This is a genomic window from Caldisalinibacter kiritimatiensis (assembly GCF_000387765.1).
In the GTDB taxonomy this organism is placed as follows: Bacteria; Bacillota; Clostridia; order Tissierellales; family Caldisalinibacteraceae; genus Caldisalinibacter; species Caldisalinibacter kiritimatiensis.
The window spans coordinates 1-16,998 of record NZ_ARZA01000069.1 but is presented as its reverse complement, the minus strand read 5'-3'; the positions used below and the strand labels follow the sequence as shown (position 1 = coordinate 16,998).

The 16,998-nt window shown below is 29.6% G+C and carries 16 protein-coding genes; 4 read left to right on the top strand and 12 right to left on the bottom strand.

The window, feature by feature from the left end:
* Positions 1-150: 150 nt before the first annotated feature.
* The 3 genes from L21TH_RS03490 to L21TH_RS03480 all read left to right on the top strand — a co-directional run bounded on the left by L21TH_RS03490 (position 151) and on the right by L21TH_RS03480 (position 3,139).
* Positions 151-1,503 (top strand): D-alanyl-D-alanine carboxypeptidase family protein, encoded by a 1,353-nt coding sequence (locus L21TH_RS03490; protein WP_006309053.1) that lies wholly within the window; start codon positions 151-153, stop codon positions 1,501-1,503.
* A gap of 91 nt (positions 1,504-1,594) precedes the next feature.
* Positions 1,595-2,254, top strand: a complete 660-nt coding sequence (locus L21TH_RS13685) for an HAD family hydrolase (protein WP_006309052.1) — start codon at positions 1,595-1,597, stop codon at positions 2,252-2,254.
* Between the two features lie 132 nt (positions 2,255-2,386).
* The gene (locus tag L21TH_RS03480; RefSeq protein ID WP_006309051.1) at positions 2,387-3,139 is read left to right on the top strand and encodes an alpha/beta hydrolase; all 753 of its coding nucleotides are present in this window, start codon (positions 2,387-2,389) and stop codon (positions 3,137-3,139) included.
* 174 nt (positions 3,140-3,313) lie between these two features.
* Here L21TH_RS03480 and L21TH_RS03475 read toward each other — a convergent pair whose 3' ends face one another.
* The 3 genes from L21TH_RS03475 to L21TH_RS03465 form a co-directional block, all read right to left on the bottom strand.
* On the bottom strand, positions 3,314-3,535 hold the full coding sequence (locus L21TH_RS03475; RefSeq protein ID WP_006309048.1) for a helix-turn-helix domain-containing protein: 222 nt from the start codon (positions 3,533-3,535) through the stop codon (positions 3,314-3,316).
* 192 nt (positions 3,536-3,727) lie between these two features.
* Entirely contained in the window at positions 3,728-4,957 is a 1,230-nt protein-coding gene (locus tag L21TH_RS03470) for a metallopeptidase TldD-related protein (RefSeq protein ID WP_006309047.1), read from the bottom strand.
* A 15-nt stretch (positions 4,958-4,972) separates the two neighbouring features.
* Positions 4,973-6,310, bottom strand: a complete 1,338-nt coding sequence (locus L21TH_RS03465; protein WP_006309045.1) for a TldD/PmbA family protein — start codon at positions 6,308-6,310, stop codon at positions 4,973-4,975.
* 308 nt (positions 6,311-6,618) lie between these two features.
* Between L21TH_RS03465 and L21TH_RS03460 the strand changes: the two genes are divergently transcribed.
* Positions 6,619-7,176 (top strand): cupin domain-containing protein, encoded by a 558-nt coding sequence (locus L21TH_RS03460; RefSeq protein ID WP_006309043.1) that lies wholly within the window; start codon positions 6,619-6,621, stop codon positions 7,174-7,176.
* Positions 7,177-7,207: 31 nt separating this feature from the next.
* Here the strand turns inward: L21TH_RS03460 and L21TH_RS03455 are convergent, their stop codons facing one another.
* From L21TH_RS03455 to L21TH_RS03415, 9 genes are all read right to left on the bottom strand, one after another.
* Positions 7,208-7,402, bottom strand: a complete 195-nt coding sequence (locus tag L21TH_RS03455; protein ID WP_034429212.1) for a hypothetical protein — start codon at positions 7,400-7,402, stop codon at positions 7,208-7,210.
* Positions 7,403-7,492: 90 nt separating this feature from the next.
* Complete coding sequence (locus tag L21TH_RS03450) at positions 7,493-7,753, bottom strand: YkuS family protein (RefSeq protein WP_006309041.1); 261 nt, start codon at positions 7,751-7,753, stop codon at positions 7,493-7,495.
* A 570-nt stretch (positions 7,754-8,323) separates the two neighbouring features.
* Positions 8,324-9,121 (bottom strand): ABC transporter ATP-binding protein, encoded by a 798-nt coding sequence (locus L21TH_RS03445; RefSeq protein WP_006309039.1) that lies wholly within the window; start codon positions 9,119-9,121, stop codon positions 8,324-8,326.
* A 70-nt stretch (positions 9,122-9,191) separates the two neighbouring features.
* Positions 9,192-10,244, bottom strand: coding sequence for a taurine ABC transporter substrate-binding protein (locus L21TH_RS03440; RefSeq protein WP_006309032.1), 1,053 nt, complete (start codon positions 10,242-10,244; stop codon positions 9,192-9,194).
* Between the two features lie 39 nt (positions 10,245-10,283).
* On the bottom strand, positions 10,284-11,096 hold the full coding sequence (locus tag L21TH_RS03435; protein WP_006309030.1) for an ABC transporter permease: 813 nt from the start codon (positions 11,094-11,096) through the stop codon (positions 10,284-10,286).
* 90 nt (positions 11,097-11,186) lie between these two features.
* Positions 11,187-12,884, bottom strand: a complete 1,698-nt coding sequence (locus L21TH_RS03430) for an FAD-dependent oxidoreductase (protein ID WP_006309028.1) — start codon at positions 12,882-12,884, stop codon at positions 11,187-11,189.
* A gap of 136 nt (positions 12,885-13,020) precedes the next feature.
* Complete coding sequence (locus tag L21TH_RS03425) at positions 13,021-14,316, bottom strand: YeeE/YedE family protein (RefSeq protein ID WP_006309026.1); 1,296 nt, start codon at positions 14,314-14,316, stop codon at positions 13,021-13,023.
* A 333-nt stretch (positions 14,317-14,649) separates the two neighbouring features.
* Positions 14,650-15,606, bottom strand: coding sequence for a rhodanese-like domain-containing protein (locus L21TH_RS03420; RefSeq protein WP_006309024.1), 957 nt, complete (start codon positions 15,604-15,606; stop codon positions 14,650-14,652).
* A 403-nt stretch (positions 15,607-16,009) separates the two neighbouring features.
* Positions 16,010-16,921, bottom strand: a complete 912-nt coding sequence (locus L21TH_RS03415; protein WP_006309022.1) for a sulfurtransferase — start codon at positions 16,919-16,921, stop codon at positions 16,010-16,012.
* Positions 16,922-16,998 lie beyond the last annotated feature (77 nt).

Below are 16,998 nucleotides of genomic sequence, written 5' to 3'. Positions count from 1 at the left end.
TTTTTTTATTGAACACTACTATTCTATACAGAATTATTTATATTTTAAATTTAACGTAATATAACGTTATCAAATTTTAAATACTAAAATTAACACTGAATATCAAATAAAAATTTATTGGATATAAACAACAAATGAGGTTGATATAAAATGGATTTAATTGTTACTCATAAGTTAATTAAAGAACAAGAAGGTTATACTGTTATATTGTATTTAGATAATCAATTAACTGAATTTGCAACAGAATTTAATAAAAAACCAGAAAATAAAAAAATAGATTTAAATACAAGTGTTAGGAACTATATAAAAGAAAAATTACCTGGTTTAAAGATAAATACAGTTAATATTATGATTGGCTCGATACTTATTGCATCAATACCTTTAGCTAGCTTAGGTAAAACTGACTTAAATCAACACCAAAATATTAAAGAAAAACTCCAAACAAATGTAATACAATCACAGATAAATACTAATACTCCAAATATTTATACAGTTAAATATGGAGATACTTTATATAAAATAGCTAAAAAGTTTAATACAAGTATATATGATTTAAAAACAATCAATGATTTAGACAGTGATATTATATATACTGGTCAACATCTAACAATCCCTGCTCAATACGATATCTATAGCGTGGAGCCAGGAGATACATTGTTTGAAATTGCAGCCGTATATAATGTTTCTGTAGAAAAGCTAAAATCTATTAATAAATTAAATAGAAATATCATATATGTAGGACAAAACTTATATGTTCCTAAACTACTTTATTACAGATATACAGTGAAAACTGGTGACACTCTATATATTATTGCAAAACAATTTGATGTAACAATTGAACAAATAAAAACTATTAATAAGTTATCTGGAAACATAATATATAAAGGTCAAACCCTCAGGATACCTGATTTTGACAAAGACACAATTGTAATTAATCCTGTTAGTAGATTAGCACTTGTTAATAAAAATAACAGATTAACAGAAAATTATGCACCTGATAATCTTGTAGTTCCTAATATACCTTTTCCTTATAAAGAATATTATCCAAAAAAGTTAATGAGAGAAGATGCTGCCTATGCTTTAGAACAGTTGTTTAACAAGGCTGAAGAAGATGGAATTGACCTTTATGCAACATCTGGTTATCGGTCATATTCGTATCAAGAGTATATATTTACATCAAAAGTTATGGAGCGTGGCATAAACATTGCAAATCAAACAAGTGCTAAACCCGGTGAAAGTGAACATCAGACAGGATTAGCAATGGATGTAACTAGTCCATCTGTAAACTTTCGTTTAACTCAAAGCTTCGGTGAAACCAAAGAAGGAAAGTGGCTTAAAGCAAATGCTCATAAATATGGCTTTATTATACGTTATCCTGTAAACAAAGAGCATATCACAGGGTATAACTATGAGCCTTGGCATATCCGATATGTAGGAAAAGACGTTGCAAAATATATTGCAGAAAATGATATTACATTAGAAGAATATCTAGGTGAATTTTAATCTTGTTACCATTTTTTATTCCCTTATTAGCAACTAATTAATATTTATGTTACAATACAATTAATATTTTATTAATATATGAGGTGATAAAATGAGTTCACTGATATTTTTTGATATAAACGGAACTATTATAAAAAGAGATAAAAGAACTGATATACCTTATCAAAAGGCTATCGATAATTTACTAAATGTCGAAAATGGCATGAATGGTGTAGACACCTCTGCAAGATCTGATAAAGATGTCTTTATAGAAGTTTTAGATAAACATGGACAAGCCTTTTCTGAAGAAAAATGGAACGTTTTTTTAGAATTATATAAAAATCAATTAGAAGCATTTAAAGAAACCGATGTATGGCGTGAAAATGCAGATGCAGTAAGTATGATAAAAAAGCTATCTAATACTAATCACAAGCTTTCATTAATTACTGGAGAACTTAGTATCGGTGCTCGTTATAAATTAGAAAAGTTAAATGTATGGCATTATTTCCCTACTGGTGGTTTTGGTGAAGATGGTCTTAGAAGATTTGATATAGCAGAAGCAGCTCTAAAGAAAGCAAAAAGTATTTATGGTAATGATTTTGATGATATATATGTTATAGGTGATACAATTTTGGATATAATGACTGCCCGTCATCTAGGAGCTAAAATTATTTCTATAACTACTGGCTCTAACACCAGAGAAGAATTAGAAGCTAAAGAACCTGATTATATAATTGACTGTTTTAAAGAAATTGAATACTTATTTTTATAGAACTCTATGGAGTTAAAGGTATTGACCTTAACTCCCATTTTTCTTTTTTTGTCCGAATTATCAAAATTTTATTTGAATTTAGCCAAGAAAAGTCTTATTATTAATATAAAGTTGTTTTTAGGGGGGGTTTTTGTGGATGACTTTGCTTTAAAAGACGAATACTTTTTGGAAGGTAATAGCATTGGTTGCTTATTAATCCATGGTTTCACTAGTACGCCTGCTGAACTTCGAGAACTCGGTGAAATTTTGTATGAATGTGGGTGTACTGTTTATGGAATAAAGTTAAAGGGACACGGAACCACTGTAGAAGATTTAGAAAATTGTACATACAAAGATTGGATAGACTCAGCTGTAGATGGTTATTATTATCTAAAGGAAAAATGTGAACAAGTTTATGTAATTGGACATTCAATGGGAGCTCTACTAGCAATGTATATTGCTGAAAATTATCCTGTTGATAAGCTAGGTCTTCTTTCTCCACCGTTAGTTACTAAAAGTAAAGTAGCAAAATTAGCTTTTATAGCTAAATTCTTTATGAAATATTTTGAGTGGGGAGAAAGGGAACGTACAGAAGAAGAGTCAAAATACCTTTTAGGTTATAATAAATTTCCTGTAAAATCTGTCCATGAATTAAATAAACTAACAAAAGTTGTTAGAAAAGAATTACCAAAAATAAATTGTCCAGTAATTATAGTGCATTCCCTTAAAGATGAAACTGTTGATATTAAAAGTGTTGAGCTATTGTATAATAATGTAAGCTCTAAACAAAAAGCAAAAGTTTTTTTAAAAGAAAGTGGTCATAACATCACTGTTGAAAAGGAAAAACAAAAAGTTTTTGATGCACTTTTAAATTTTTTCACAAGTATCACTGCTAAAGAATTTTAAAGTCAAGGGCTAGCTTTCTACCCTTGACTTTTTATAACTCAATTATATGGACATACAAAAACTTTATTTGATTATATAACATACTTTTTGTCATTCATAAGGTGTAATGAAAAGAGGTCAGGATTGAATAATTGAATTATTCGAGCCCAACCCCTAAATTGTTTTATATTAATATTATGACCTTATTACCAAATCATCTAATTTACAACATAATACATTAGCTAAAACCTCTACTTTTTGAAAACTTGGATTTTTCTTATCGCCTCTCTCTAGCTCCTCTAAATAAGATTTTGATATTGACGTTTCGAATTTGGGGTTCTTTGTAAGATTCTCCACATCTTTAGCTGTATATCCCAGCCTTGTTCTAATTTCTCTGATTTTCTTACCATTTAACATAAAAAGTCCCCCTTGTATTTTATTTTATATTAAATGCCTTACATTTTAATTATATGATTCTTTTGTTAAGACTAGTTAAACTTAATGGATTTTTAACAATTTTATTTAATCATAATAAAAGCACCTGCCCAAGCAGATGCCTTCGTTTATAACTAATTCTTTACTATATATAACTTTTATCATATTTAACTTCTATATTTCTGAAACTTCCATATTCATTATTAAGCATTTGTCATTTGACAATGTAGATACTGTATCTTTACTTACTCCTACAAATGAATCTCCGAACATATAAAATACATTTGATGCTATTTTAAGTTCAGGCAATCTTCCTATTAGCTTTTCTCCATCATATAGAAAAGCTAATTGAACAGGTGTAGCAAAGTTACCCTCTGGTGTAAAATCTCCACCTGCTGCAATTACTACTAATATCCCTAACTCTCCCTGAAGCAGCTCTTTAGCTGTCTTTTCAGACTCTTTAATTTTTAAATTTGCCATTCCTAAGCTAGGTACGCCATCATATTCAGCTCCTGCACTTCCAGTTAAAGGAAGATTATACAGCTTTGACGTTTTTTTATCTGTATATGAAGTTAGTATTTTTCCGTTCTCTATAAGAGTATAAACATAACCGTCATTTACAACACCTTCTGCATCAAAGAAAGGCTCCATAGTTTCTTTAGGATTTCTATTTTGATATAATGTAAACTTATCATTAAATACCTTTTTATTTAATTTTTCACTAAGTAGTGAGCTTTTACTTCCAAAACTATGTCCATGTAGGTCCTTTAAAAATTTCATCATGGGTAATTGTTCACCCGTACTAAATATAACGGGTAACTTTTTATTTTTTGGAAGTTCAACTTTATTATTAAATGCATTACAAAACTCATTCACTTCATTAAGTATTTTTTTATTGTCATACTCTCTACCAACGTAGCTTATAAAACCATCCATAAGATTACTTGATGATTTATCCTTGATAACTAATTCTAATTGTATATATTTATCTTTATACCTAAGGTCTACACCATTATCATTTGTAAGGATATTTTCTTTTTCAATTAAATTAAGTTTATGTGAAAAACTAAATCCTGGCTGCTGGTTCCTTATATCACTTAAAAGTTTTTCAAACTCATTTATAATTCTCTCTTCATTAAACTCCCCACTGTAATCTTCACTAATCTTTATATTCTTTGAAATTTCGTATGGATATTTGATATTATTATTTAATGCGTTTATAGCTCTTTTCTCTAATTCTTTTTGATTATGTTTTCCTATAGCTCCTGCACAACCAATTAATTTATCTTTATATATTCTATATCCTGTTTTTCTAATGTCTTTCCTTCTTATGGAATCTATTTTAGTTTGAACAACATTTACTGAAGTTTCTTTAATTTTACTAATGTATTTTTCTTTAATCAACGATATCCCCCCTATTTATTGCACAACTATATTTTTCACTCTTACATATGGACCACCAAAGCCTACTGGTAATGGATATTGCTCCATTTTTCCACATCCACCAGAAACAAAACTAAGTAGTTCTAGCTCATTAGATAAACCATCTATCTCCCAAAGAGTTTTCATAACATCTCCAGTAATAACTGAAATGTTTACAGGTTTATCTATTTTTCCATTTTTAATGTAATATGCTAAAGATGGAGCTAAAGTAAATTTAGACATTCCAGACCCGTGCTTTATAGTTTCAACATAAATCCCTTCATCTACTTCAGAGAATAATTCTTCCTTTGTTTTATTTCCCGGCAATATATAAGTGTTTGTCATTCTAACTATTGGCTCAAACTCAAAATTCATTGCTCTAGCATTTCCTGTAAGCTCTTCACCTATGTTTTCGGCAGTCACACCGCTATGTAATCTTCCAGCTAATATACCATTTTTTATAAGATATGTCCTTTGTGCTTTAGTTCCTTCATCATCAAATGGTGTATATCCTGAGCTTATTGTATTTCCATCATCTACAATAGATAATATCTCTGAACCTACTTCTTTTCCAATTGCCCATTCTTTTTTCATAGTTTCATCACCAATCATAAAATCAGCTTCACTTTTATGCCCGAAACTCTCATGAGCAAAAATTCCTGCTGCAAGTGGTGATAATATCACTTTATAGTTTCCTGGTTTTACTGGTTCAGAATTAATTAAAAACTCTTCGCATTTTTCAATATACTTAATAAATTCTTTCTCTTTATCCTTTAATTCTTCAAAGGTATCAGATGCTTTTTGAAAGCGCTCCGAAAATCTTTTTTCACCGTTAGATAAATCAAAACTTATAACCATACCAGAGGTTTGAGTATCAAACTTTACATTTGAACCTTTACTTGAATAAAAGCTTTTTATAACTTTTCTATCTACATAGATTGCTTGCCAATGTTTAACTGTTTCATTTTTTTCTAAAATATTAAAATACCCTTTTAATATTTTATGTTTTTCTTCTATTGGTACTTTATATACGTCATTACCTTTATACAATAGCTTTTCTTCTTTATTTACTTCAAATTTTTGTACTAATGGATTGTTATCAATATTCTCATTTGCTTGTGCATATGTAGATAGGGTATCAATTTCTTTTTGAATGTTATCTATTTCTGATGTCGAGCTATAATACCATCTGACCCCATCAAATAATCGTATAAACGCCCCCTTATATTTTCTTACTCTAGATTCATCAATTTCTCCTAATGTATAAACTATCTTAGTTTCATACACATCTTCTATACGTACGTCGGTATAGAAGTTCTCTGGAAATTTGAACATAAGTTATCCCCCTCTTATTCTGAACTTTTTAATATTTTTTCTACATATTATATTCTTTGATAATGTTTAAATACCTTTATGTTTTCATATTTCCCCATTAGTTATTTTGAGTAACAAAAAAATTTTGAATGCTGTTAAACACTTTGGCTTTCAAGTTAAGTTTAGCAATTGAATACATATTTTTCCTCCTAATTCACACATTATGTTTTTATTATAAAACAAAAGAACCGTCCTCTCCTTGTAGTTAAAGCACCTTATTTAAATATAAAGCATAAGATATTATAAAAATAATGAAAGGAATGAGTAACATGTATAATAATTATAACCGATATCCATGTCCTTATAACCCATCAATGTATAACTCACATAATATGTATAATCCTTATAGAATGTATCCATATCCTTACTGGGGAATGTATAATCCAAACTTTAATAAACAGTTTATTGAACTGAAGGATTATGGACCAGAACCATTTGTAGTTAATATTGATGAAGCTACTAAACAAAATAATAATTTCCGTATTGCATTATGGACAGGAGAAAATTTGCAAGTTACATTGATGAGCATCGAGGTTGATGAAGACATAGGATTAGAAGTTCATCCTGATGGTGACCAATTTATACGTATTGAAGAAGGTCAAGGAATTGTCAAAATGGGTGATAGTAAAAATAAGCTAGATTTCCAAGAAAGAGTCTTTGATGACTATGCCATTATGATACCTGCAGGTAAATGGCACAATATAATCAATACAGGCAATAAACCTCTTAAATTGTACGCAATCTATGCACCACCTGAACATCCACGTGATACAATTCATGAAACAAAAGAAGATGCAGAAGCTGACGAAAGAAGTTACAGATATTAATAACATAATAAACCGTAAAACTCTATTTCTTCTATTCTTTTTCGTCAGTTTTATTTGTATATTGTTTTATTGTTTGAATAATAATATAGGTGCATACAATAATTATCATTCCTAAAATGATATTAACTATTAACACAACACCAACCAGGTCTTGAATAATACTTGTTAAAACAATAGTTATAGCATATAAAATAATCCCTCCAGCAAGAACTTTTAATATAAACATACAATCCTCCTATAAAGGTTATTAGATACAAAAGTTATTTTTCAATCCTATCATAAACACAAGGGGGCTATCCCCTTGTGTTTATGATATCTAACATTTAATATCTTTTACATATCTTAGAACTGTTTCTAGGTCAAGCTTTGAAGCATCAATCAAAAGCATTTTTTTGTCACCATAAACTCTACATTGAGCATATTCTGTTTCTTCATATTCTGAATCAATTCCTGAAACGATAGTTATATCTACATCTTCTTTATTTTCTTCATACAATACTACGTCATATCCTTCCTTTTTTAATAGCTCAATAATTTTATTTAGTCCCCTTTGTACAGCAATTTTTTTGTTTTCCATAATCATTCCCCCTTTATTTTAAGGAATGTCACAATGTACACTCCTTTTTAACACAAATCTTCATATTTAAGGGCTTAATAATCTATATGTTAACTAATCCCAATACCCACGCAAACCTTTTCCTTACGTTTTAAAAAATTTCTCTAGAAAATACATCATTATATTTCAAACTAAAAATTTTTAATCTATTATGATTTAATTATTACATATTTGTAACAGTTTTTCAAGCATAGATTAACAAAACTCAACAGGTAAAACTACTGTATAATTGTATTATCTTCTAATTTGTACCGACTTCTTCTTTTAGTCAATAAATGCAAATATCATTTTTAATCTAATGATAACTGAATACTTTACTAGTAAACATCAATATATTATATAGATATTTAATTATTCATGTTAAAATGTATAAAACATGAAAAAAGAGGACGGTTATCATGAACTCACCATCCCCTGCTCTTATATTTTTGTATGCATTAGTACAAGTGAACTATCCACCTGTATCTATATATTGATTTAGATATAAAAGTCAATCTAAAGTATATAGCTTGCTCATGTTAATTAATATTCTTATTCCTCAGTTTGATTATTTATTATATCTAAAATTTCATTTTTTATATCAAAATATTCTTGATTATACATTACATGTTTTGTTTTATTATTAAATATTTCATTAGTAAAGTTAATATTAAATTCTTTAAGTATTTTCCCTGGACGTTTTGACATTACTACAACTCTTGTTCCTAGAGATAAAGCTTCATCAATGTCATGGGTAATTAAAAATATGGTACTATTATTTTCTTTCCAAATATCCCTAATTAGAGTCTGCATATTTCCTCTAGTCAATGCATCTAAAGCTCCAAATGGTTCATCCATAAGAATCATTTCAGGATAATTAGCTAATACCCTAGCTAGTGCTACTCTCTGTTTCATACCTCCTGAAAGTTCAAATGTTGCTTTATCTCCAAATCCATTTAATTTAACTTGTTCTAAAAAGTGAGTTGTAATTTGTTCTATTTCTTTTGAAGAAACACCTCTCATTTTAGGACCAAATTCTACATTTTCTCTTACATTCATCCATGGATATAAAGTTGGTGACTGAAACACAACACCTCTATTCCAATCAGGACCTGTAATAGGTTTGCCTTCCATAAGACAAACCCCACTGGTAGGTTTCATATAACCTGCAATGAGTTTCAACAATGTACTCTTTCCACAGCCAGAAGGTCCTAAAACACATAGAAATTCACCTTTTCTAAGCTGTAAATTAATATTATCTAAAGCTAAAATTTTATTTACATTTGTTCCATACTCAAACTTTAGATTTTGTATATCTATCAAAACTTCTTGTTCTTTTTCACTTACCATATTCCAAACACCTTTCCAAATTTATCTACTAACCATATAATACATCTATTATTGATTGTTTTTTATTTGATTATTTAGAAGCTCTTTCTAAATATTTTTCAATATATATAGAATTAATATATTTGTTAAACTCTTCTTGTGATGGAGAATTATCAATAAATCCTTGATTTTTCAAGAAGTCTGCTGTGTCCTTCATAATAGTTGCAAAGGCACCAGGAGCTTTACTTGTTCCAATATAACTTTCCTCTAGCAACTCTTCAGGTGTAAGCCAAGTTGAGCCTTGCATCTGTAATAAAGCATCTTCTGCTGTTATCTCTAATTCATCAGCTATAATGGCTGCAGCCTTTTCTGGGTTCTGTCTATATATATCAGCTGCTTCAGTTAAACATGCAATAAAATCTGCTACTAGCTCTGGATATTTATTTGCAAATTCTTTTCTTACTACTTCGACATTAGCTGTTATATATCCTTTTTTCACCATATCTTCACTAGAAATTAGTATTTTTCCATCTTTCAATAATTCTCCAAGGGAAGGCTGCCAAGTATATGCTGCTTGAATATCTCCTCTTTCCCAAGCTGCAACAATTTCTGGAGTCTTCATGTCTAAAAGCTCAACTTCGTTTTCGATTCCAGCATCCTTTAAAACATTTAATAATATATAATGAGACGTTGATGCAAAAGGTGTTGCTACTTTTTTACCAGCAAGATCTTCTATTTTTTCAATTTCTGAACCATTTTTAACTGCTAGAGCTTCGATTTCCCCAAGTATTTCATGTATCCAAATTAATTCTACATCTAGGTCCATAGTTAAAGAAACAATTGAGTTTATATTTCCCATTGTAGCAAAATCAATGCTTCCTGATGCTAAAGCTTTGTTAGCTTCTGAACCTGAATCAAATACAATAAAGTTACATTTGATACCTTTTTCAGTAAAATATTTATCAAATATTCCTTGTGCTATTGCTATGGTTTCATCATTAGGAACTCTAAGAATCCCAAAATTTATTTCTTTAGGTAAAGATGTTGAATTATTTTTTTCTGAATCACTATTACAAGCTACAAGAGAACACAACATAATCCCTATTAATACAATAGCAAATATACTCTTAAATCTATTTCTCATAAATTTACCTCCATTCAATTTTTATTATTATTTATTATTTTATACATGTCCTTTCCAGAATACTATCTTTTTTTCTAAAGTACGTAATCCAAGGTCAATTAATATACCAGTAATACCCATTATTAAAATGCCTACAATTATTACATTACTTTTCAAAAAATTCGCTGCATCAAATACCATCCAACCTATACCTGAAGTTGCTGCTATCATTTCAGCAGAAACTAAAGTGGTATAGGCTACACCAACAGCCGTTCTAATCCCTGTAAAAATTTCAGGTAAACATGCTGGCAATACTATTCTAAAAAAGATTTGTTTGGGATTAGCACCTAAGGATTTAGCACTTAATATATAATCTTTATTAATTTTTCTAACAGCCGCTACACCAGCAATATAAATTGGTGCAAAGGCTGCTAAATATAATAATATAATCTTTGATGTATCATCAATACCAAACCATAAAATAAGCAATGTATAGTAAGCAAGTGGTGGTAAGGGACGATAAAATTCTACTACTGAGTCAATAATCGCTTTTATTTTACTAAAATATCCACTTAATAATCCCATAGGTACTGCAGTTATAATTGCAAGTCCTAAAGCTCCAAACAATCTCTTAAAACTTGCTCCAAGATGAATCCAAATAGAAACTTTATTATAGCCATCTTCTAAAATATTAATAAAAGTAATCCAAACTTTATATGGTGATGGGACTAACGTGGTTGAAAATAACTCTAATTTAGTTATTAAATACCACACCCCTAAAATTATAAACCAAGTTGCTATAGTTAGTAATTTTTCTATGTTATTTTTTTTTACTTCTCTTTCTGAATCCTTTTTAAAATTATTTAAGTTCATAAATTCCCACCTCTTTATAATGGTGTCACTTTCTTTAAGTATAATAGTATGGCCATCGAATAAATACCCGATGACCATACTATTATACAATTAATTAAAATTATATTCAGTAACTATTTTTTCTCTTTCAGTTACTTGATCTTGGAAATACTCATAGCAGCATATTCCTAAATATGAACCCGAAATATTCCATACATTATTATATCCCATATTTTGTAGTGCCATTACTGCATTATAACTTCTTTGACTTGAACGACAATGTAAGTATACCGGTCTATCCTTTGGAATTTCATCTAATCTATCTCTAAGTTCACTTAATGGAATATTGATTGAATTTATAAGATGTCCTTCTTCATACTCATCTTTTTCTCTTACGTCTATAATAAATGCATTATTTTCCACTAATTCTCTAACCTTTGATACAGGTACTTGTCTAAACTTACCATTTAAAATATTTAGAGCTACTAATGCTGCATGATTAACTACATCCTTAGCTGTTCCAAATAATGGAGCGTAGCATAATTCTAATTCTTTTAAATCTTCTAGAGTTGCTCCCATAAGAATCATTGCTGCTATTACGTCTATTCTCTTATCTACATTTCCCTTTCCTATTGCTTGGGCTCCAAGTATTTTACCTGTCGGATATTCATATATTAATTTAAAGTGTATTGGGTTAGCCTCAGGCATTAAACCTACTTTATCTCCAGGAATTATATATACAAAGTCATATGAAATTCCTGCTGCTTTTGCGGCTTTTTCATTCAGTCCTGTAGATGCTCCACTCATTTCAAATATCTGAACTACTGATGATCCTATTACACCATTATTTCTATGAGGCGTGTTATATATATGATCAGCTGCTGCTCTAGCTTGTCTTTGTGCTGGACCTGCTAGTGGAAGTCTTGTTGCCTTGTGAGTTAGACGATGATATACCTCTATAGCATCTCCTACAGCATAAATATCTTTATCGCTTGTTAAGTAATTATGGTCTACTTTTATTCCTCCAGTTTCTCCAATTTCAAGGCCAGCATCTTTAGCTAAAGTAGTTTCAGGTACAACACCAATTGCCATAACAACTGCCTTTGCAGCTACCTTTCTACCTGATTGCAACTCTACTGAATCTTTATTTATTTTCTGTACTGCATCACTTAATATAAGATTTATTCCATTGTCTAACATTTCTTTATGAAAAATTTGTGCCATATCATAATCAAATGGACTCATTATTTGATTTTGAGCTTCTATTAAGCTAACATTCTTTCCTGCTAAACGAAGGTTTTCTGCAACTTCTACTCCTATAAATCCGCCACCTACAACTGCAATATCCTCAATATTATTTTTCACAATGTAATTTTTAAGCTTTTCTATATCTACTACATTTCTTACTGTAAATACATGTTCACTATCTATTCCTTCAATGCTTCTTGGAAGTATTGGATTAGCACCTGGAGATAATACTAATTTATCATAAGCCTCTTCATATATTTCTCCACTTATTAAATCTTTTACTACTACTTTTTTTTCTTCTCTTTTTATTTTAATAACTTCACTATTAACTCTAGCTTCTATATTATATTGCTTCTTAAATTTCTCTGGAGACATTAAAACTAGTTCTTCACTATTTTCTACCATTCCACTAAGGTGATATGGTAACGCACAATTTGAAAATGAAACATGTGGTCCTCTCTCAAACATTATTATTTCAGCTGACTCATCAATTCTTCTAGCTCTTGCTGCAGCCGAAGCGCCTCCTGCTACTCCTCCAATAACTAAAATCCTTTTACCCATAAATATACATCCTCCCTTTAATTATTATTCAACTAGCTATCTGTACAACTTACAATAAGCATATATACACATATATCATAAAATAATGTTGCTAAATTCAATCTTCTTCCTAATCCTTTATGACCTTAAAATTTTATTAAGCATTTGAAGAAGTCGAAGAAGTAGCCTCGCTAGAATTAAATTTCTTAGCAAGTACATTTCCTAAAACGCCGCCTAAAACCATGAAAATCAAGAATACCCATCCTGAAAGTGAGAAATTAGCTATAGGTGTATATAAAGCACCTACGTTACAACCATTAGCAAAACGAGTTCCTAATCCCATAGTAATTCCACCTAACGCAAATAATAATACTTCTTTTGTCGTTATATGCATCTCTTCCATAAATGCTTCTTTTAACCTACCTGCAGTTAATAGATAAAACATTGTTCCAAATATAATTCCAACATTTTGTACTGTAATTGGATGTTCAAAGAAAGGTAATTCAAAAACACTTGGTGACATCTTAGTAAATGAAGAAACTGTTTCAACTGGAACTCCAAATACCATTAATAATTTACCAAACCAAATACCATAAGGAGTAGATGCCCCCCAACCAGCTTTAGTTACACCCATTAGTAGGACAAATATAAAACTTATAGCTATCGCTCCTTGTTTTAAAGTCCAAGGCTTTACAAATAAACGATTATAGTTTTCTATGCTAAAAAATCCATAATTTTTGTTATCAAAGTTATCACTTTGTTGCTGTATTTTTTCCATTGGTATTCCAGTAAAACTATTATTTTGTTTGCGACGTCTTTCATAGTTGTATGCAAAATAACTTACTACACTACAAAATAATCCTGTTAATACAAGAGCACCAAGATAACCTTCGAAACCATCCCATTTAAAAAGGTCAGGTAAGAAAACACCACCACTTAATTGTTTACCAACTTCAGTTGAAACCCAAGATCTTCTAATCCAGCTAGCAGTTCTTTGCATAGGAAATCCAAGAAACACTCCTAAACTAAAGAATATTAATGTTACAAAAGCCCTAGGTAAACCTGTAACTAAATCTGTAAGCACTCCAGATGCACAACATGAAGAAAATGACATACCAAACCCAAAGAATAATCCTCCTAGAATTAATCCAAGATTAATAGGATTTATCCATAAATTGTAGCTTGTAGGATCCTTTTTAAATAAAAATGCAGTAGTTAATAATGCTGTAATAAAAAACATAAACGTCATTGTTCTCATCAATTGAGTTGAGCCTGTATTATAAGCTCGATTAACACTACCTGCAAATCCTGTGTAAGCTCTCATTAATGTATATCCTAATCCTATACCAATTAAAAGTCTAAAAAATAACATATCAGTTTTCAAAAGAGTCTTACCTAAAAATAATACTAATAAAATTCCTATAAATCCTAAAATATTTTCTAACCTTTTCATTTTTCTACCTCCTATATCTTTAATTTATAATAATTAAATTTGAAAGGGATATATTTGATTTTTCATATATTTATCCTTTGGTTTTAGTTAATTATTAAATTAACATTCCCCCCTTTTGTTTGGCTTTTAACAATGAAGCCCATAACAATCTTATAAATAACTATTTCATATACTATTATACATTATTGAAATGTCTTTCTGTTATTTGAAATCGTTATTCTATATAGTAGTTTGTTATTTATCTAACACAAAAAATGGATGTTACGACAAATATATATAAAATTAACAGGTATCTTTTATGATACCTGTCAATTTATTGCTATTTAAAATTGCTTATTTTACTAATTCATATCCTTTATTTGTCCATCCAAAAGGTGCATTTGCTTTCATTCCTGTACCACCATTTAATGATACAGCATCATATCCTATTAATCTTAAAGCTGCAACAGTTTGACCTGCAGTTTGACCTGTATAGCAATATACTATGATTTTCTTATCCTTTGGTAAAGTATTGAATTCCTTATGCATTTCTTTTCCAAATGGAATGTTTATAGCACCTTGAATATGACCTTCGTTATAATGTTCTGCTTTTCTTATTGATAAAAATATTACACTATTATCTTCTTGGTCTAATAACTTCTTAGCATTATCTTCACTTATTTTGTAGTTAGCGTAAGTAGTTCCTTTTACATCTGCAAGCCCAGCGAAATATTTATTTATAGCATCTTTAATTTCTGCTTGAATTTCAACTCCAGTTGGTTGACCAAATTCATTAGCAGTTGTTTCTATTACTTCTTCTACTCCTTCAACCTTTGAAATTCCAAGATTCCAACCTAAGTTAACAGATTTAGCATCAAAACCTGCCATATTTAATAACGCTACAGTTTGACCAGCAGTTTGACCTGTATAGCAATATACCATTATTGGCTTGCTCTTAGGTAGCTTATCAAGATTTTCACTTATTGCTGTACCCCAAGGAGCATTAACAGCACCTTTTATATGTCCTTCATTATATACATCCGGTTGTCTTATGTCTAATATGAACATATCTTCTCCAGCTTTTACCTTATCTACAAACTCTTTTTGAGAAATTTTATAGATGTCACTACCCATATTTGTATAATAATCACTTACAACTTGAGCTAAAACATCACTTTCATTAGTTGATTGCTCAGTATTTTTTGCTGGCTCAGTATTTGTAGCTGGTTCTTTATCTGTAGTACATCCAGCTAAACTTAAAATTAATGCTAATACTAAAATTAACGAAGTTAACTTAAACTTTCTAAACATATTTTACATCCCCTCTCTTAAGTGTTATTTTTTTAACATGTTATAATTATAACATAATTTCAAATGGTTATATATTTGAAATATGCAATACTGGATAAGAAAAAACAATAGCAAAAAATATGTAAAGAACTAAGTCGACTTCGTCGATTTGTTAGTTAGTAATTCGTTGTTAGTAGTTAGTAGCTATTTAGTCAGTTCTCAGCTCTTAGTTCTTAGGAAAACATTAGAAAGAATTAGGCTATTCGCTATTCGCTTTTCGATAATAATTTTACAAATATTCTCTCTGTCTTTAAAACTTATATTAAACTTAATTACAATCTATACAGTAAATATACGCTCTTAGATAATAAAAAAACTGAATTCTTGAAATAAGAATTCAGTTTTTTTAATCATATTTGAATTATTAAGAAACATCCTGTTCATTTATCTCTACTTCTGTATTATCTGGCATTTGCACTGGTAAAGATTTGTCTTTAGACCATTCAACCCATGCACCATCATATAATTTTAGATTTCTATATCCTGCATTATAAAGGGCAAGATATGTTTGAGCACCTCTAATTGATGTCTTACAATACATAATAGCTGTATCTTTTGGAAGTAAACCTTCATCTAGATACATTGCTTGAATACGAGAAACTGTTTTATAAGTACCATCATCATTTATATTATTTACATAATTTACTAATACAGAACTTGGAATAGTTCCTGCATTATACTCTTCTTGAGAACGAGTATCTATTAACATTACATTATCTTTAGGTTCATTAACTTGAGCTTTTACATCTTCAATAGTTGCAATCATATCTGTATTTTTTTCTTTCGCTATATATTCTGTAGGTGTTACATCTGGTACTTCTGTTGTAAATTCAGCTCCAGCAGCAGCTAAAGCCTTTAATCCTCCACTTACAACTTTGACATTTTCATGACCATAAACTTTTAAAGTCCACCATAATCTTGCTGAATCCATATTTTTGTTATTATCATATATCACAACTATTGAATCATTAGAAATACCTCTAGAGCTCATAAGCTCTTCAATTTGACTTTTTGGAGCAAGTAGATTTGGAACAGGTTCACTAACTACAATGTCCCCTCTACTAATATTAACAGAGTTCTCAACATGTCTTACTGAATATGCATCAGGATGCTGAGCATCAACTATTATTACATTTTCTTGATTAAATAGATTAATTGCCTCTTTTGCATCAATTATTTCAGTTCCTGTTTCTCCACTAAAGGAACTACACCCAACATTCATAAACATACTGGCTATAATAAGTACCAATAATGATAACCTAATTAGTCTTTTCATCTTATCCACCCCATTCTAATATAAATAATATTATTAAATCTTATGTAGTTTGTTAACTTATATACAATTATCATTAT